The sequence below is a fragment of the Streptomyces sp. A1136 genome, from assembly GCF_004795055.1.
GTDB lineage: Bacteria > Actinomycetota > Actinomycetes > Streptomycetales > Streptomycetaceae > Streptomyces.
In genome coordinates this window covers 1-16530 of sequence record NZ_SSBJ01000010.1, presented here as the reverse complement: position 1 = coordinate 16530, position 16530 = coordinate 1, and the positions used below count along the sequence as shown (strand labels likewise).

Below are 16530 nucleotides of genomic sequence, written 5' to 3'. Positions count from 1 at the left end.
TCCGGTGCGGGCATCATGATTCTTCGCTGGTGAAGGCGGCGCGACCGTACCAAAGGGTGCCCTCGCCGTACTTCCGCGACCGGAGCGGCTCGAACCCGTCGGGCCAGGGGAAGGCACCGCTCCTGGTGCTGCGTTCCACGGTGACCAGTGCGTCGTCCGTGAGCCAGCCGTTGGACCGGAGTGTGAGCAGGATCTCCCGAAGATCGTCGTGCCCGACGGCGTAGGGCGGGTCGAGGAAGACGATGTCGTAGGGCTCCGTGTGGGCGGCCGCCGCGACGATCTGCTCGGCCTTGCCGGCCCGGAAGTCGGCGCCCGGCAGGCCGACCGCCTTGATGTTGTCGCGGATCGCCTTGGCGGCCTTCGCGTCGGGCTCGACCAACAGGGCGTGGTCCGCGCCGCGCGAGAGCGCCTCCAGGCCGACCGCGCCGGAGCCCGCGTACAGGTCCAGCACACGGGACCCCTGGACGCCGTGCAGGGACTCCCAGGTGGAGAAGAGCCCTTCGCGCATCCGGTCCGAGGTCGGGCGGGTGCCGGTGCCGGGCGGCACGGTCAGCCGTCGCCCGCCGGCGCTGCCGGCGATCACGCGGGTCATCTGGGTCCTTCGGGGTGGGGAGGGCGGGGTGCTCGGGGTGCTCGCGGGCTCCAACGATATGTCGTACCGGTCAGCCCTTCTCCAGGTACTGCTCGCGCTCGGTGTCCAGCAGGGCGTCCAGGGCGTCGCGCAGGCCCGGCAGCCGGGTCAGTTCGGGGTCCTCGGCGACCACGCGGGTGGCCTCCTCGCGGGCGTCGGCGATGACCTCCTCGTCCTCGATGACCGCGAGCATCCGCAGCGAGGACCGCACGCCCGACTGGGCCTGGCCCAGGACGTCGCCCTCGCGGCGCTGCTCCAGGTCGATCCGGGACAGCTCGAAACCGTCGAGGGTGGCGGCGACGGCGGCGAGCCGGGCCCGGGCGGGGCTGGCCTCGTGCATCTCGCTGACCAGCAGGCACAGCCCGGGTGCGGAGCCGCGGCCGACGCGCCCGCGCAACTGGTGGAGCTGCGAGACGCCGAACCGGTCGGCGTCCATGATCACCATCACGGTGGAGTTCGGGACATTCACACCCACCTCGATGACGGTGGTGGCGACGAGCACCTTGACCTCGCCCGCGGCGAAGCGGCGCATCACGTCGTCCTTTTCGGCGGGGTCCATCCGGCCGTGCAGCACTTCGACCGACAGCCCGGCGAGCGGCCCCGCGACCAACTGCTCTGCGATCTCCAGGACGGCCAGCGGGGGCCGCTTCTCGCTCTCGTCCTCGGCGGACTTCTTCTTGGGGTCGTCCTCCCCGTCACCGATGCGGGGGCAGACGACATACGCCTGGTGGCCGTTCTCGACCTCCTCGCGGACCCGCTCCCAGGCGCGGGCGAGGAAGTGCGGCTTGTCCTTGGCCGGCACCACGTGCGTGGCGATCGGGGAGCGCCCGGCGGGCAACTGGTCGAGGACGGAGGTCTCCAGGTCGCCGAAGACGGTCATGGCGACGGTGCGCGGGATCGGGGTCGCCGTCATGACCAGCAGGTGGGGCGGCTGCTTGCCCTTGGACCTCAGGGCGTCACGCTGTTCGACGCCGAAGCGGTGCTGCTCGTCGACCACGACCAGGCCGAGGTCCTGGAAGCGCACCTTGTCCTCGATCAGGGCGTGCGTGCCGATGACGATGCCGGCCTCTCCGGTGACGAGGTCGAGGAGCGCCCGGCGCCGCGCGGGCACTCCCATGGAGCCCGTGAGCAGTACGACCTTGGTTCCCCGGTCGGAGCCGCCGAGCATCCCGCCCTCCGCGAGCTCGCCCATCATCTCGGTGACGGAGCGGTGGTGCTGTTGGGCGAGCACCTCGGTGGGCGCGAGCATCGCCGCCTGCCCTCCGCAGTCCACGACGGCGAGCATGGCCCGCAGCGCGACCAGCGTCTTGCCGGAGCCGACCTCGCCCTGGAGCAGACGGTGCATGGGGTGTTCGGTGGCGAGGTCGTCGAAGATCTCCTTCGAGACGGTCTGCTGGCCCTCGGTGAGGGTGAAGGGCAGCTTCGCGTCGAAGGCGTCGAGCAGGCCTCCCGGGGCGGGTCGGCGGGGGACGGCCGGGAGCTGGGAGTCGGCGTGCCGGCGGCGGGCCAGGGCGACTTGGAGGACGAACGCCTCGTCCCACTTCAGGCGCCGGCGGGCGTCCTCGATGTCGGCCTTGGTGCCCGGCCGGTGGATCTTCAGCAGCGCCTCGGGGAGGGGGATCAGACCCCGTCCCTCGCGCAGCGCCGGAGGCAGGGGGTCCAGGGCCTCCCGGGCGCCGGGCAGCACCGCGTCCACGCATTTGGCGATCTTCCAGGACTCCATCTGCTTGCAGGCCGGGTAGATCGGGATCAGCCGGCCGGCGAAGGCGGCCGCCGCGTCGCCGGTGTCCTCCGCGTCCCGGCCGAGCGGCTCGTAGGCGGGGTGGGCGAGCTGGAGCTTGTGGTTGAACTTGGAGACCTTGCCCGCGAACATGGCGCGGCTGCCTGGCAGCAGGTCCTTGTGCGGCTTGTGGACGCCCGAGCCGAAGAAGACCAACTGGAGCCGGCCGCTGCCGTCGGTGATGGTGACTTCGAGGCGCTTCCCCCCGCCCCGGCTGCCCTGGTAGGTGAGGAGTCTCGCGTCCGCCACCTGGGCGACGACCGTCACGTGCTCGTCGATCTGGTCGGCGAGGTCCGCGAGGGGCGTGAGTTCGCCGCGCTCCGCGTACCGCCGCGGGTAGTGGTGGAGCAGGTCCAGGGCCGTGTGCAGGCCGAGCTGCTCGGCCAGCACCTTGGCGGTGGCGGGGCCGAGCGTCTTCTTGAGGTCTTCGTCGAGCGCGGGCACGTGTTCCATTGCACACCATGGCGCCGACAACGCGGCTATTCGACCCCGATGAGCAGCGGCGCCGAGTAGCGGCCACCGCGGTAGGTGACGGTGTCGACGGCGAGGTGACCGTGCTGGACGTAGGCCTCCAGGCGGGCGGCGACCGCGTCGGGGACGTCCGGTCCGAGGACGAGGGTGACGAGTTCGCCGCCGGAGCCCAGCATCCGCGCCAGGACGGCCTCCGCGGTCTCGGGCAGACCGGACCCGATGACGGCGACGTCCCCGTCGATGAGGCCGAGCACGTCCCCGGCCTGGCAGATGCCGGCGGAGGTGAAGGACTGCCGTTCGGCGACCGCCAGTTCCCCGTACCGGGTCGCGCCCGCGGCGGCGGTCATGGCCACCACGTCCTCGTCGAAGGTGGCGTCCGGGTCATGCACGGCGAGTGCGGCCAGGCCCTGGACGGCCGAGCGGGTGGGTATCACGGCCACCCGCACGCCGTCGCCCCGGGCCGCCTCGGCGGCCGCGGCGGCCGCGGCCCGCGACTCGGTGCCGCCCGGCAGCACCACCACCTCGCGGGCGTGGGCCCGACGGATCGCGTCGACCAGTTCGGCGACCGCCGGCGCCTCCCCGGGCCGGGCGAGGACGGTGGTCGCGCCCGCGTCCCCGCACAGGCCGGCCAGCCCCTCGCCGGGGACCACGGCGACCACGGCCCGCTGGACGCGCTCGCCCCGCGCGCGGCGCCGCTCGTCGCCGAAGTGGGTGATGCGGATGCGGTAGGGCCGCCCGGCCACCACGCCGGCCTCCACGGCCGCCCCGGGGTCGTCGACGTGCACGTGGACGTTCCAGAGATCGCCGCCGCCGACCACCACCAGCGAGTCCCCCAGGCCGTCGAGGCGGGCCCGCAGGGTCTCCACGGCGGCCTCGGAGGCTTCCAGCAGGTAGATCACCTCGTAGGCGGGGCCACCGAGGTCGTGCGCGTCACAGGGCCGCGACGGCCTCGGTACGGGCACGGCCCGGCCCCGCACCGGCTCCGGGGCGGGCTCCTGGCCGGACAGTGCCTGCCACAGCGCCCCGAGTACGGCGACCACCCCGCACCCACCCGCGTCGACCACTCCGGCCCGGCCCAGCGCGGCCAGCTGTCCGGGGGTCTCGGCGAGCGCCGCGCGGGCCCCGTCGTAGGCGGCGCGGGCGACGTCTGCCGCGGTCCCCGCCACGGTCCCCGCGGCCCGCGCCGCGGCGGTGGCGACGGTGAGCATCGTGCCCTCGACGGGGTGCGCGACCGCCTGGTAGGCCTCTTCCGCGGCCCGGGCCAGGGCCTCGGCGAGCATGGGCCCGGGTGCCCGCGCACCGGGTTCGGTGCCCAGCACGTCGGCCACCCCGCGCAGCAGTTGCGCGAGGATCGTCCCGGAGTTGCCCCGGGCGCCTATGAGCGCGCCGTGCGCGTAGGCGCGTACGGCTTCGGGGAGCGAGGGGGCGGCCGTGTCCCGCGTCACGTCCTCGAAGGCCGCGGCCAGCTCGCGGTCGGCGGACTCGGCGGTGAGGAAGAGGTTGGTGCCGGTGTCGGCGTCGGCGACGGGGTAGACGTTGATGGCGTCGATGTCCTCGCGGGCCCGGTCCAGGGCGGCCAGGGCCAGCGAACTCCAGGTGCGCACCGCTTCGGCGTCGAGCGTGTGCGGCTGATGCTCGTGCGGCACCGGGCGTTCCTCCTTGTGCGGGCCAGGGTTCACCGCAGGGTAACGAAGGCAGGCCGCCCGAGGCGGGTGCGGCGGAGCCCATGGTAGTTTTCTTGGACGGGCGCAGTCGTTGTATGCTGCTCCGGTTGCCCGATGAGAGTCGGGCCATTTCCCCCGGCAAACCACTTCGGATCTCTGATTCCGGTGCGCCGGATTCACTGTAAGTGCATCTGAAGTCTTTGGAGTGACCTGTGGCTGCCAACTGCGACGTTTGCGCCAAGGGGCCGAGCTTCGGCAACAACATCTCCCACTCGCACCGCCGCACCTCGCGTCGCTGGAACCCGAACATCCAGCGCGTCCGTGCCGTGGTCAATGGGACGCCGAAGCGCCTCAACGCCTGCACCTCGTGCATCAAGGCCGGCAAGGTCTCGCGCTGACGCCTCCCGTCGTCGTAGCGCAGCCCTTTCCGGTTGCCAAAAAGGCCGGTCCACCTGGTGGACCGGCCTTTTGTCATTCCTCTCGCCTTTCCGCCCCCGGCGGCCGTTACCGGGACCTCCACCGCCAGGCGTGGTCCACGGGCCCGATGCCGGCGCCGAGCGCGAACCCGGCCGCGATGGCGCCGGTGACGTACTCCTTGGCCGCCGTGACGGCTTCGGGCACGTCCGCCCCCTGAGCCAGGCCCGCCGCGATGGCGGAGGCCAGGGTGCACCCCGTGCCGTGGGTGTGCCGGTTGTCGTGGCGGGGCGCGCGCAGCCAGTGTTCCGCGGCGCCGTCGGTCAGCAGGTCCACCGCTTCGCCGCCGTGCGCCGCCAGGTGGCCGCCCTTGATCAGGGCCCAGCGCGGCCCGAAGCCGAGGACGGCGTCCGCGGCCCGCCGCATGTCGTCCTCGCTCCCGACCTCGATGCCGGTGAGCTGCGCCACCTCGTCGAGGTTGGGCGTCGCCACCGTGGCCCGGGGGAGCAACCGCGTGCGTACGGCGTCCAGCGCGGACGCGGCGAGCAGCGCGTCGCCGTGCTTGGAGACGCCCACGGGGTCCACGACCGCCGGGGCCGCGGTGTCCGCGAGGAGTTCGGCGACCGTCTCCACGAGCACGGCCGAGGACAGCATCCCGGTTTTGACGGCCTGCACCCCGATGTCGTCCACCACGGCCCGGTACTGGGCCCGGACGGCCTCGGCGGGCAGCTCCCAGGCTCCCCGCACGCCGAGCGAGTTCTGGGCGGTCACGGCCGTCACGACGCTCATGCCGTGCACGCCGAGCGCCAGCATCGTCTTGAGGTCCGCCTGGATGCCGGCGCCGCCCCCGGAGTCCGAGCCGGCGACGGTCAGGCACAGCGGCGGACGGTTCACCGCGTGGGCTCCTCGGCGGCCGGGTCGGCGCCGAAGTGGTCCCAGCCGCCGGTACTGGTCCAGGGGGCGCCGTCGACGGTCACCTGGGGCAGCGCGGAGCGGTTCTGCACCTCGCCGATGACCTTCCAGCGGGCGGGCAGCTTCACGTCGGGCGGGAAGGTCGCCACGATGGCGTGGTCCTCGCCGCCGGTGAGCACCCACTGGAGCGGGTCGACGCCGACGGCCTGGCCGATGTCGTACATCTGGCTGGGGATGTCGACGGCCGCCGAGCGCAGGTCGATCCGCACCTTGCTGGCCTCGGCGATGTGCCCGAGGTCGGCGACCAGGCCGTCACTGACGTCGGTCATCGCGGTGGCCCCGAGTCCGGCGGCGGCGGGGCCCGCGTGGTAGGGCGGCTCGGGGCGGCGGTGGGCCTCCACGAAGGCCCGCGGGGAGCGGAATCCGCGCGAGAGGACGGCGAATCCGGCAGCGGACCAGCCCAGCCAGCCGGTGACGGCGACCACGTCGCCGGGCATCGCGCCGGAGCGAAGGACCGGTTCGTGGTTGCGCAGGTCGCCGAGGGCGGTGATCGCCACGGTGATGGTGTCGCCGCGTACGACGTCACCGCCGACCACGGCCGCGCCGGCGACCTGGCACTCGTCGCGGATGCCGTCCATCAGCTCGGTGGGCCAGGTCACCGGCAGTTCCGCCGGTACGACGAGGCCGAGCAGGAGCGCGGTCGGCACCGCGCCCATGGCGGCGATGTCGGCGAGGTTCTGGGCGGCGGCCTTGCGGCCGACGTCGTAGGCCGTGGACCAGTCGCGCCGGAAGTGCCGGCCCTCCAGCAGGATGTCCGTGCTCGCCACGACCCGCCGGTCGGGGGCCGAGACCACCGCCGCGTCGTCCCCGGGTCCGAGCCGGACCGCCGGGGTGGTGGTGAGCCGTGAGGTGAGCTCCCGAATGAGCCCGAACTCCCCCAGCTCGCCCACAGTGCCCTTCATCGCTGTGCCCCTTCTTGCCCAGTCCGCTTGCGGTCGCGAGCCGTCACAGCTCTGGGTACCGTCAACAGATACGTCAACTTCTGCTCTGCGTGCGCCCCGCCGAGCGCGGTGCCGGGCTCGCGGGTCTCCCCGCGGCGCTCGGCGACGCGGTACCGTGGCGTCCCTTCCTCACCGGGCCCACCCGCAATTCCCGGGCCCAACCGAAGGTTAGGGGAAATGCTCCTCGTGGCCGCCCTGGAGGTTCCGTGGTACAGGCGTACATCCTCATCCAGACCGAGGTGGGCAAGGCGTCGTTCGTCGCCGAGTCCATCGGCAAGATCCCGGGGGTGATCCAAGCCGAGGACGTGACGGGCCCGTACGACGTGATCGTGCGCGCCCAGGCCGACACCGTCGACGATCTCGGGCGCATGGTGGTCGCCAAGGTCCAGCAGGTGGAGGGGATCACCCGCACCTTGACCTGCCCGGTGGTCCATCTGTAGCCCCGTCTAGTCTTGGCCGGTGATGTCTGACCACCGCCGGCCGCTGCGTCTCCTGGCCCTGCCTGCCTGCTCCGCCCTGCTGGCCCTCGCGGGCTGCGCCCCGGACGGTTCCCGGGCCCGGCTGGACCCACCGCCCACGCCGCCCGCCGATGTCGCGGGGCTCTGTGCCGCACTGCACAAGGAGCTCCCGGACACGGTGGCCGGCCTGGCGCGGACCGGCACCACACCCGAGTCGCCGCTGACCGCCGCTTGGGGCGGCTCGGCGATCGTACTGCGGTGCGGCATCCCCAAACCCCCGAAGATGGCCGATCCGAACCAGGACGGGGTCGAGGTCGACGGAGTGGGCTGGCTGGTGGAGAAGGTGCCCGACGGCGAGGGCGGCGGCTACCGGTTCACGACCGGGCTGCGGCTGGCGTACACCGAGGTCCGGGTGGACAAGGAGCACGCCACCGACGCGCAGATGCTGGTCGGGCTCTCCGCGGCGGTCGCCAAGGCCGTTCCCGAGGGCATCTCCTCCTACTGAGTCCCCGCCCGGCCCGTTTCCGGGCCCGGGGCCGCCTCCGCCCCCGTTCCCACGAGGACCGCCCGCCGGAGATCCGGCGGGCGGTCCTTTCGCGCGTACGGCGCCCGGGGCTCAGCGCAGTCCGGTGGACCGGCGCAGCGCCGCCTGGATCAGGAGGTCGACCAGTTCCGGGTACTCGACGCCCGACTCCTGCCACATGCGCGGGTACATGGAGATGGGGGTGAAGCCCGGCATGGTGTTGATCTCGTTGATGACGAAGGTGCCGTCCTCGGTGAGGAAGAAGTCGGCGCGCACCAGGCCCTCGCAGGACGCGGCCTCGAACGCCTCGATCGCGAGCCGCTGCACCTCGGCGGTCTGCTCGGGGGTGAGCGGGGCGGGCACCAGCCCGGAGGCGGAGTCGATGTACTTCGCCTCGAAGTCGTAGAAGTCGTGGCTGGACACCGGCGGGATCTCGGCCGGGGCGCTCGCGCGCGGCCCGTCCTCGAATTCCAGCACGCCGCACTCGATCTCGCGGCCGCGCAGCAGCGCCTCCACGATGATCTTCGGGTCGTGGCGCTGGGCCTCCGCGACGGCGGCGTCGAGCGCGGAGGCGTCGTCGACCTTGGTGATGCCGATGGAGGAGCCGGCCCGGGCGGGCTTGACGAACAGCGGCCAGCCGTGTTCGGCGGCGAAGTCCAGGATCTTCCCGCGGGCGGCGTCCGGGTCGGACCACTCGCGGGGGCGGATGGTCACGTACGGGCCGACCTTGAGCCCGAAGGAGGTGAACACCCGCTTCATGTAGTCCTTGTCCTGGCCGACGGCCGAGGCGAGGACACCGGAGCCGACGTACGGGACGCCGGCGAGTTCCAGGAGCCCCTGGAGCGTGCCGTCCTCACCGTACGGGCCGTGCAGCACGGGGAAGACGACGTCGACCTCGCCCAGGGCCTTGGGGACGGTGCCCGGCTCGGTGTAGACGACCTCGCGGTGGGCGGGGTCGACGGAGAGTACGACGGCGCCGTCCTCGGAGTCCGCCAGCTCGTCCACGTCCGGGAGTTTCCGGTCGGAGATGGCCATCCGCGAGGGTTCGTCGGCGGTCAGCGCCCACCGGCCGTCCGTGGTGATGCCGATGGGCAGCACCTCGTACTTGGACCGGTCGATGGAGCGCAACACGGCGCCCGCGGTGACGACCGAAATGCCGTGTTCCGAGCTGCGGCCGCCGAACACGACGGCCACGCGGGGCTTGCGGCCCTGCTGCTCAGGGGTCTGGGGAAGGTTCTCGCTGCTCATATCGCCACGAGAGTACCCGCTCGAACGTGCGGAAAGGACTCAGCGCCGTTCCGGTTTGGCGCTGCGGCTCATCAGTTCCTTCAATGCGACCAACGTGGGCTTGCCGTGGTGCACGATGTCGACGACCGTCTCGGTGATCGGCATGTCCACTCCGTGCCGGTGGGCCAGATCTGCCACGGACTGGCAGGACTTGACCCCTTCCGCCGTCTGCTTGGTGACGGCGATGGTCTCCTCCAGGGTCATCCCGCGGCCGAGGTTGGTGCCGAAGGTGTGGTTCCGGGAGAGCGGCGAGGAGCAGGTGGCGACGAGGTCGCCGAGCCCGGCGAGGCCGGAGAAGGTGAGCGGGTCCGCGCCCATCGCGAGGCCGAGGCGGGTCGTCTCGGCGAGGCCGCGGGTGATGAGCGAACCCTTGGTGTTGTCCCCCAGGCCCATGCCGTCCGCGATGCCGACGGCGAGGCCGATGACGTTCTTGACGGCGCCGCCGAGCTCGCAGCCCACCACGTCGGTGTTGGTGTACGGGCGGAAGTAGGGCGTGTGGCAGGCGGTCTGGAGGCGCCGGGCGACGCCTTCGTCCACGCAGGCGACCACGGACGCGGCGGGTTGGCGGGCGGCGATCTCGCGGGCCAGGTTGGGGCCGGTGACGACGGCGACGCGCTCGGCCGGGACGTCCGCGACCTCCGCGATGACCTCGCTCATCCGCTTGGCGGTGCCGAGTTCGATGCCCTTCATCAGGGAGACGAGCACGGTGTCGGGGGCCAGCAGCGGCGTCCACGCGGCCAGGTTGCCGCGCAGGGTCTGGGACGGGATGGCGAGGACCGTGAAGTCGGCGCCCTCCGCCGCCTCGGCCGCGTCGGTGGTGGCCCGGATGCTCGCGGGGAGTTCGACGCCGGGCAGGTAGTCCGGGTTGGTCCGGCCGGTGTTGACGGCGTCGGCCAGTTCCTTGCGGCGGCCCCAGAGGGTCACCTCGCAGCCGGCGTCGGCGAGGACCATGGCGAACGCCGTGCCCCAGGAGCCGGTTCCGTAGACGGCCGCCTTCACGGGACGTGTCACTTCATGCCCTCCCCCGCGGCCTTGCGCCGCTGTTCCGCCCTGGCCTTGCGGTGGTCGTACGGCTGCTCGGGCGCCTTCTCCCCGCGCAACTCCTCCAGCAGCCCGGTGACGGCCGCCATGATGGTCTCGGTGGCCGCCTTGAGCACGTCGGGAGTGGGTTCCCGGTCGTAGAACTCGGAGAGGTCCACGGGCGGTCCGGCCAGTACCTGCAGGGTCTTGCGGGGGAACAGGCTGACCTTGTTCTCCTTGGCGTAGGGCGGCATCACGTGGTTCGCGCCCCATTGGGCCACCGGAATGACGGGCGCCTTGGTGACCAGGGCCACCCTGGCCACGCCGGTCTTGCCGGCCATGGGCCACATCCCGGGGTCACGGGTGAGGGTGCCCTCCGGGTAAAAGGCCACGCATTCCCCGCGCTCGATGGCGGCGACGGCCGCGCGGAACGCGTCCAACGCGTTGGTGGTCTCCCGGTAGACGGGGATCTGTCCCGAACCGCGCAGGATCATGCCGACGAAAGGCACCTTGAAAAGGCCGGCCTTCGCGAGCAGCCGCGGCACCCGGCCGGTGTTGTACTGGAAGTGCGCGTACGACAGCGGGTCCAGGTACGAGTTGTGATTGACGGCGGTGATGAAACCACCGTCGGCCGGAATGTGCTCCATTCCCCGCCAGTCCCGCTTGAAGAGCACTACCAGCGGCGGTTTCGCGATGACCGCCGCCAGGCGGTACCAGAAGCCGATTCTGCGGCGGGACACTCGGACACCTTCCTCTAGGACCGGGGCGCGGGTGCGGGCACCTCGTGGGCCGGACAAGTGTCGCCCCGGGTCCGGTCTCTGTCGAGAACACCGTACGCCCCACGCGGGCCGCCGGACCCACCCGTGTCCGCGCGGAGGGGACAATGGGCCGACTGACGACCGGGACGTGAGCCGACCACGGCCCGAACACGTGCGGGGCGCACCGGAGGGAAGGGGCCGTGACGAACGCCGTCTGGAGTCTGGTGGTCCCGCTGAAACCGCTGGCGCTGGCCAAGAGCCGGCTCGCCGCGGCCGTCGGCGGCTCCCGCCCGGGCCTCGCGCTGGCCTTCGCCCAGGACACCGTGGCGGGGGCGCTGGCCTGCGCCGCCGTGGCGGATGTGGTGGTGGTCACGGACGACGCGGTGGCGGGGGCGGAACTGGCGCGGCTGGGCGCCCGGATCGTCCCCGACGCCCCGGGCGCCGGGCTCAACGCGGCGCTGGCCCACGGGGCGCGGGCGGTACGGTCGGGCCGGCCCGGGTCGGCGGTGGCCACGCTGAACGCGGACCTGCCCGCACTGCGTCCTCCCGAATTGCTACGCGTGCTCGATACCGCTTCGGTATTTCCGCGCGCTTTTCTGGCGGACGCGGCGGGAATCGGGACGACCTTGCTTTCCGCTGCTCCGGACGTGGAATTGGCGCCCTCGTTCGGCGGCCCGTCGCGGACCCGGCATTCGGCTTCCGGGGCGGTGGAAATCCGCCTGACCGGCGTCGACAGCGTCCGCCGGGACGTGGACACCGGCGCCGATCTGCGCACGGCCCTCGCCCTCGGGGTGGGCCGTCACACCGCCCGATACAGTGCCGGTATGCAGGCGACCGCGTACACGTACGACTCCCAGACCCGCAGCGGCAGTGTGTTGCTGGACGACGGCACCCCGGTGCCCTTCGAGGCCGCGGCGTTCGACGCGGGCGGCCTGCGGCTGCTGCGTCCCGGGCAGCGCGTGCGGATCGAGACGGAGGGCGCGGGCACCGACCTGCGCATCACGCTGGTCACCCTGCAGACGTTCTGACGCCGCCCCCGCCGCCCCCGCCCGCGCGGGGGTTCCGGGCCGGGGCGCCCGCGGCCGGGGGCGCTCCGGCGGCGGGCTCGTCGACCGTCCCGGCGTAGCGCTCCACCTGCGCGGATCGGCCGCGTGAACGCACCGCGGGCCGGCTTCCCCGCCGCGGGGAAGCCGGCCCGGCGTGTGCGACCCGCGCCCGTGTTACTTCTTGCGGGCGGTGGTCTTCTTCGCGGTGGTCTTGCGCGCCGTCGTCTTCTTGGCCGGCGCCGTGGTCTTCGCGGTGGTCTTCTTGGCCGCCGGAGCCGTCTTCTTGGCCGTGGACGTGGCCTTCTTGGCGGTGGTCTTCTTCGCCGCGGCCGTGGAGGACCCGGCCGCCGTCTTCTTCGCGGCGGTGGTCTTCTTGGTGGCCGCGGTCGTCTTCTTCGCGGCGGCCTTCTTGGTGGTGGCGGCGGTCGTCGTCTTCCGCGCGGAGGTCGACTTCGCCGCCGTCTTCTTCGCGGTGGCCTTCTTGCCGACGGCCTTGGCGGTGATCGGCGCGGTGCCCGAAAGGCTGCCCTTCGGCGCCTTCTTGACGGAGACCTCTCCACCCTTGGGGAGCTTCTTGGTGCCGCTGACCAGGTCCTTGAAGCCCTGGCCCGCACGGAACCGGGGAACCGAGGTCTTCTTGACCCGGACGCGCTCACCCGTCTGCGGGTTACGGGCGTAGCGGGCCGGACGGTCGACCTTCTCGAACGAGCCGAAGCCGGTGACCGAGACCCGGTCGCCCGCGACGACCGCGCGGACCATGGCGTCCAGTACCGCGTCGACCGCGTCGGCGGCCTGCTGGCGGCCGCCGAGCTTGTCGGCAATCGCTTCTACGAGCTGCGCCTTGTTCACGTCTTCCCCTTCGGAGACTTCGCCAGAACGAATGTGTTCAAGCTTATTTCGCACGTTAGGCGGATATATACCGCAAATCAAACACGAAACGGGCTAATCACCCTAGTGCCGCAACGTTGTAAGCCGTTACGGAGTTCCTTCGCATCAGTCGCCTTCAGGGAATCGACCCTCGTCGAGGTCCTTCATCAACCTGTCCAGGCGCCTTGCCGCATCGGCGAGATCATGCTTCGCCGCGGCCGTGACGACCAACAGCTTCCGGGACAGCGCCATCCTTACGCCCTCCGGGACTTGCAGCGTGCGCACCCTTGCGTGTGCTTCTTTCAATCGGTTCGCGACCACTTCGTAGAGCTCAAGTTGACTGTCGCGTTCCATGCACAGATTGTGCCATCTGGGGCGAGTTGTCGCCTCACGGGGCCTCAACACACAGCTGTGCCCCCCGCCGGGAGGCGGAGGGCACAGTGGGGGCGACGAGATCACCCGAGGGCGAATAAGCGCTGATCAGGCCGGAATCACAGCTGAATCGTGCGCGGCTTGAAGGTGGGCCGGGTGCTTTCGTACGTGGCGATGTCCGCTTCGTTCTGAAGGGTGAGCGAGATGTCGTCCAGCCCCTCCAGCAGACGCCAGCGGGCGTTGTCGTCGAGTTCGAACTCCGCCTCGACCCCTTCGGCTCGCACCTTGCGGTCCACCAGGTCGACGGTGATCTCGGCCGTGGGGTCGGCCTCGGTCAGCTGCCACAGCCGCTCGACGGTCTCCTGCGGCAGGACGACGGTCAGCAGACCGTTCTTCAGCGAGTTGCCGCGGAAGATGTCGGCGAAGCGCGAGGAGATGACGGTCTTGAACCCGAAGTTCTGCAGCGCCCAGACGGCGTGCTCGCGCGAGGAGCCGGTACCGAAGTCGGGGCCGGCGACCAGCACGGTCGCGCCGGCGCGCTCCGGACGGTTGGTGACGAACTCCGGGTCCTTGCGCCAGGCCTCGAACAGGCCGTCCTCGAACCCGTCGCGGGTGATCTTCTTCAGCCAGTGGGCCGGGATGATCTGGTCGGTGTCGACGTTGCTGCGGCGCAGCGGGACGGCCCGGCCGGTGTGGGTGGTGAAAGCTTCCATGATTCAGACTCCGGCGGGGGCGGTGACGTCGGACAGGTCGGCGGGCGAGGCCAGGTGGCCCAATACCGCGGTCGCGGCGGCCACCTGCGGGGAGACCAGGTGGGTACGCCCGCCCTTGCCCTGGCGGCCCTCGAAGTTGCGGTTGGAGGTGGACGCGGAGCGCTCACCGGGGGCCAGTTGGTCGGGGTTCATGCCCAGGCACATCGAGCAGCCCGCGTGCCGCCATTCGGCCCCGGCCTCCTTGAAGACCTTGTCCAGTCCCTCTTCCACGGCCTGCAGCGCGACCCGGACCGAGCCCGGGACGACCAGCATCCGTACGCCGTCGGCGACTTTGCGGCCCTCGATGATGCCGGCGACGGCGCGCAGGTCCTCGATGCGGCCGTTGGTGCAGGAACCTACGAAGACGGTGTCGACCTTGATGTCGCGCAGCGGCTGTCCGGCCGTCAACCCCATGTACTCCAGGGCCTTTTCGGCGGCGAGGCGCTCCGAAGCGTCCTCGTACGAAGCCGGGTCGGGGACGCTCGCGGACAGCGGCGCGCCCTGTCCCGGGTTGGTGCCCCAGGTGACGAACGGGGAGAGCGAGGCGCCGTCGATGACGACCTCGGCGTCGAAGACGGCGTCGTCGTCGGTGCGCAGCGTCTTCCAGTAGGCGACCGCCGCGTCCCAGTCCTCGCCCCGGGGCGCGTGGTCGCGGCCCTGGAGGTAGTCGAAGGTGGTCTGGTCGGGGGCGATCATGCCCGCGCGGGCGCCGGCCTCGATCGACATGTTGCAGATGGTCATGCGGGCTTCCATCGACAGCTTCTCGATGGCCTCGCCGCGGTATTCCAGGATGTAGCCCTGGCCGCCGCCGGTACCGATCCGGGCGATGATCGCCAGGATGAGGTCCTTGGCGGTCACGCCGTCGGCCAGCGCGCCGGTGACGGTGATCGCCATCGTCTTGGGGCGGGCCAGCGGCAGCGTCTGGGTCGCCAGCACGTGCTCGACCTGACTGGTGCCGATACCGAAGGCCAGCGCGCCGAAGGCGCCGTGCGTGGAGGTGTGCGAGTCGCCGCAGACCACGGTGGTGCCCGGCTGGGTCAGTCCCAGCTGCGGTCCCACGACGTGGACGACACCCTGCTCGACGTCGCCCAGCGAGTGCAGGCGGACCCCGAACTCGGCGCAGTTGCGCCGCAGCGTCTCCAGCTGCGCCCGGGAGACCGGGTCCGCGATCGGCTTGTCGATGTCGATGGTGGGGGTGTTGTGGTCCTCGGTCGCGATGGTGAGGTCCAGGCGACGGACCTTGCGGCCGGCCTGACGCAGTCCCTCGAAGGCCTGCGGGCTGGTCACCTCGTGCAGCAGGTGCAGATCGATGAAGAGGAGATCGGGCTCGCCCTCGGCGCGCCGGACGACATGGTCGTCCCAGACCTTCTCCGCGAGTGTCCTACCCATCGCTTTCCCTCCGGCCGGCCGGTTGTGCCGGCGCTTCATAGAGATCTTGTGCGCCTGTATCGCCCGTACCCCACGTCCCGGACGACGGCTCGGACCCAGTGGTTCGTGGACCCGCACATACAGACTCGCTCGTTCTTGGAAAAATTGAACTTGCGTTTCACAGTGTGAGACGTGAATATCGTTTCATGGACAACTCTAGCGGCGTCGGCGTTCTCGACAAGGCGGCTCTGGTACTGAGCGCACTGGAGTCCGGTCCGGCCACCCTCGCCGGGCTGGTCGCGGCGACAGGGCTCGCACGACCCACGGCACATCGCCTTGCCGTGGCACTGGAACACCACCGGATGGTGGCGAGGGACATGCAGGGCCGGTTCATCCTCGGTCCGCGGTTGGCAGAGCTTGCCGCCGCGGCCGGCGAGGACCGCCTGCTGGCCACGGCCGGACCGGTGCTCACCCACCTCCGCGACGTGACGGGCGAGAGCGCGCAGCTCTACCGGCGTCAGGGCGACATGCGCATCTGCGTGGCGGCGGCCGAGCGGCTGTCGGGCCTGCGGGACACCGTCCCCGTGGGCTCCACGCTCCCGATGAAGGCCGGTTCGGCCGCGCAGATCCTGATGGCCTGGGAGGAGCCCGAGCGGCTCCACCGCGGCCTTCAGGGCGCGCGGTTCACGGCGACGGCCCTGTCCGGCGTACGACGCCGCGGCTGGGCCCAGTCGATCGGCGAGCGGGAGCCCGGCGTGGCCTCCGTCTCGGCGCCGGTGCGCGGCCCGTCGAACCGGGTCGTGGCCGCCGTGTCGGTCTCGGGCCCGATCGAGCGCCTGACCCGGCACCCCGGGCGGATGCACGCCCAGGCGGTCATCGACGCCGCCGGCCGGCTCACCGAGGCCCTGCGCCGCTCCGGCTGACCCGGCCTCCCTTTTTCCCCGTCCCTCTCCGGGCCCGGGGGCGCGTACGACGCCGCACACGTCCTGACACGCGCCTCCGGGCCCGCACTTATGCCCCGTTCCCGCGCCGGACATGACGAAGAGGCCCCCCGCGATGATCGCGGAGGGCCTCTTCTCCTGTACCCCCGACCGGATTCGAACCGGCGCTACCGCCTTGAGAGGGCGGCGTGCTAGGCCGCTACACAACGGGGGCAAAGCACTGCGTTACTGCTGCACTGCGCTGGGCTACCAGGACTCGAACCTA

The 16530-nt window shown here is 71.8% G+C and carries 16 protein-coding genes, 1 tRNA gene and 1 pseudogene; 5 read left to right on the top strand and 13 right to left on the bottom strand.

What is annotated here, in order from left to right; all coding sequences use genetic code 11:
• Positions 1 to 13: 13 nt before the first annotated feature.
• The 3 genes from rsmD to E6R62_RS11875 form a co-directional block, all read right to left on the bottom strand.
• Positions 14 to 592, bottom strand: coding sequence for a 16S rRNA (guanine(966)-N(2))-methyltransferase RsmD (gene rsmD, locus E6R62_RS11885; protein ID WP_136213331.1), 579 nt, complete (start codon positions 590 to 592; stop codon positions 14 to 16).
• A gap of 70 nt (positions 593 to 662) precedes the next feature.
• Positions 663 to 2864 (bottom strand): ATP-dependent DNA helicase RecG, encoded by a 2202-nt coding sequence (gene recG, locus E6R62_RS11880; protein WP_206308710.1) that lies wholly within the window; start codon positions 2862 to 2864, stop codon positions 663 to 665.
• 26 nt (positions 2865 to 2890) lie between these two features.
• A complete protein-coding gene (locus tag E6R62_RS11875; RefSeq protein ID WP_136213330.1) occupies positions 2891 to 4528 on the bottom strand; it encodes a DAK2 domain-containing protein in 1638 nt (545 codons plus the stop codon).
• Between the two features lie 230 nt (positions 4529 to 4758).
• Here E6R62_RS11875 and rpmB point away from each other — a divergent pair, with 230 nt between their 5' ends.
• On the top strand, positions 4759 to 4944 hold the full coding sequence (gene rpmB / locus E6R62_RS11870) for a 50S ribosomal protein L28 (RefSeq protein ID WP_007266795.1): 186 nt from the start codon (positions 4759 to 4761) through the stop codon (positions 4942 to 4944).
• A gap of 106 nt (positions 4945 to 5050) precedes the next feature.
• Here the strand turns inward: rpmB and thiD are convergent, their stop codons facing one another.
• Both thiD and E6R62_RS11860 read right to left on the bottom strand, forming a co-directional pair.
• Complete coding sequence (thiD, locus tag E6R62_RS11865; protein WP_136213329.1) at positions 5051 to 5854, bottom strand: bifunctional hydroxymethylpyrimidine kinase/phosphomethylpyrimidine kinase; 804 nt, start codon at positions 5852 to 5854, stop codon at positions 5051 to 5053.
• Positions 5851 to 6834: a thiamine-phosphate kinase gene (locus E6R62_RS11860; RefSeq protein ID WP_136213328.1), complete on the bottom strand. Its 984-nt coding sequence runs from the start codon at positions 6832 to 6834 to the stop codon at positions 5851 to 5853. Before E6R62_RS11860 ends, thiD begins: the two co-directional genes overlap by 4 nt.
• 245 nt (positions 6835 to 7079) lie before the next feature.
• Here E6R62_RS11860 and E6R62_RS11855 point away from each other — a divergent pair, with 245 nt between their 5' ends.
• Both E6R62_RS11855 and E6R62_RS11850 read left to right on the top strand, forming a co-directional pair.
• Positions 7080 to 7313, top strand: a complete 234-nt coding sequence (locus E6R62_RS11855) for an Lrp/AsnC family transcriptional regulator (RefSeq protein ID WP_136213327.1) — start codon at positions 7080 to 7082, stop codon at positions 7311 to 7313.
• A 22-nt stretch (positions 7314 to 7335) separates the two neighbouring features.
• Entirely contained in the window at positions 7336 to 7836 is a 501-nt protein-coding gene (locus E6R62_RS11850) for a DUF3515 domain-containing protein (protein WP_136213326.1), read from the top strand.
• Positions 7837 to 7947: 111 nt separating this feature from the next.
• Here the strand turns inward: E6R62_RS11850 and E6R62_RS11845 are convergent, their stop codons facing one another.
• The 3 genes from E6R62_RS11845 to E6R62_RS11835 are packed head-to-tail and all read right to left on the bottom strand — an operon-like array spanning position 7948 to position 10901.
• Positions 7948 to 9102 carry a D-alanine--D-alanine ligase family protein gene (locus E6R62_RS11845; protein WP_136213325.1) on the bottom strand — a complete coding sequence of 385 codons (1155 nt, stop codon included), beginning with the start codon at positions 9100 to 9102 and terminating at the stop codon, positions 7948 to 7950.
• A 39-nt stretch (positions 9103 to 9141) separates the two neighbouring features.
• Positions 9142 to 10152, bottom strand: coding sequence for an NAD(P)H-dependent glycerol-3-phosphate dehydrogenase (locus E6R62_RS11840; RefSeq protein WP_136213324.1), 1011 nt, complete (start codon positions 10150 to 10152; stop codon positions 9142 to 9144).
• Positions 10149 to 10901, bottom strand: coding sequence for a 1-acyl-sn-glycerol-3-phosphate acyltransferase (locus E6R62_RS11835; RefSeq protein ID WP_136213323.1), 753 nt, complete (start codon positions 10899 to 10901; stop codon positions 10149 to 10151). The genes E6R62_RS11840 and E6R62_RS11835 overlap by 4 nt, the downstream gene beginning before the upstream one ends.
• Positions 10902 to 11119: 218 nt before the next feature.
• Between E6R62_RS11835 and cofC the strand changes: the two are divergent.
• Positions 11120 to 11743: pseudogene (gene cofC, locus E6R62_RS11830) on the top strand (2-phospho-L-lactate guanylyltransferase); the annotation flags it as partial.
• Between the two features lie 396 nt (positions 11744 to 12139).
• On the opposite strand, the gene E6R62_RS11825 reads toward cofC, so the two are convergent.
• The 4 genes from E6R62_RS11825 to leuC form a co-directional block, all read right to left on the bottom strand.
• Positions 12140 to 12814, bottom strand: coding sequence for an HU family DNA-binding protein (locus E6R62_RS11825; RefSeq protein ID WP_136213321.1), 675 nt, complete (start codon positions 12812 to 12814; stop codon positions 12140 to 12142).
• Between the two features lie 144 nt (positions 12815 to 12958).
• On the bottom strand, positions 12959 to 13186 hold the full coding sequence (locus E6R62_RS11820; RefSeq protein ID WP_136213320.1) for a hypothetical protein: 228 nt from the start codon (positions 13184 to 13186) through the stop codon (positions 12959 to 12961).
• Positions 13187 to 13323: 137 nt separating this feature from the next.
• On the bottom strand, positions 13324 to 13917 hold the full coding sequence (gene leuD / locus E6R62_RS11815; RefSeq protein WP_136213319.1) for a 3-isopropylmalate dehydratase small subunit: 594 nt from the start codon (positions 13915 to 13917) through the stop codon (positions 13324 to 13326).
• 3 nt (positions 13918 to 13920) lie between these two features.
• The gene (gene leuC, locus E6R62_RS11810) at positions 13921 to 15345 is read right to left on the bottom strand and encodes a 3-isopropylmalate dehydratase large subunit (RefSeq protein WP_136213318.1); all 1425 of its coding nucleotides are present in this window, start codon (positions 15343 to 15345) and stop codon (positions 13921 to 13923) included.
• A 185-nt stretch (positions 15346 to 15530) separates the two neighbouring features.
• Between leuC and ndgR the strand changes: the two genes are divergently transcribed.
• Positions 15531 to 16247 carry an IclR family transcriptional regulator NdgR gene (gene ndgR, locus E6R62_RS11805; protein WP_136213317.1) on the top strand — a complete coding sequence of 239 codons (717 nt, stop codon included), beginning with the start codon at positions 15531 to 15533 and terminating at the stop codon, positions 16245 to 16247.
• 159 nt (positions 16248 to 16406) lie between these two features.
• Here the strand turns inward: ndgR and E6R62_RS11800 are convergent.
• Positions 16407 to 16479 (bottom strand) — tRNA-Glu (locus E6R62_RS11800).
• Positions 16480 to 16530 lie beyond the last annotated feature (51 nt).

Excerpts from the sequence above, each read along its gene's own strand:
- leuD (WP_136213319.1), bottom strand. The coding sequence starts at position 13,917 with ATGGAAGCTTTCACCACCCACACCGGCCGGGCCGTCCCGCTGCGCCGC.
- E6R62_RS11850 (WP_136213326.1), top strand. The coding sequence starts at position 7,336 with ATGTCTGACCACCGCCGGCCGCTGCGTCTCCTGGCCCTGCCTGCCTGC.
- rsmD (WP_136213331.1), bottom strand. The coding sequence starts at position 592 with ATGACCCGCGTGATCGCCGGCAGCGCCGGCGGGCGACGGCTGACCGTG.
- E6R62_RS11820 (WP_136213320.1), bottom strand. The coding sequence starts at position 13,186 with ATGGAACGCGACAGTCAACTTGAGCTCTACGAAGTGGTCGCGAACCGA.
- ndgR (WP_136213317.1), top strand. The coding sequence starts at position 15,531 with ATGGACAACTCTAGCGGCGTCGGCGTTCTCGACAAGGCGGCTCTGGTA.
- E6R62_RS11845 (WP_136213325.1), bottom strand. The coding sequence starts at position 9,102 with ATGAGCAGCGAGAACCTTCCCCAGACCCCTGAGCAGCAGGGCCGCAAG.
- recG (WP_206308710.1), bottom strand. The coding sequence starts at position 2,864 with ATGGAACACGTGCCCGCGCTCGACGAAGACCTCAAGAAGACGCTCGGC.
- leuC (WP_136213318.1), bottom strand. The coding sequence starts at position 15,345 with ATGGGTAGGACACTCGCGGAGAAGGTCTGGGACGACCATGTCGTCCGG.
- E6R62_RS11860 (WP_136213328.1), bottom strand. The coding sequence starts at position 6,834 with ATGAAGGGCACTGTGGGCGAGCTGGGGGAGTTCGGGCTCATTCGGGAG.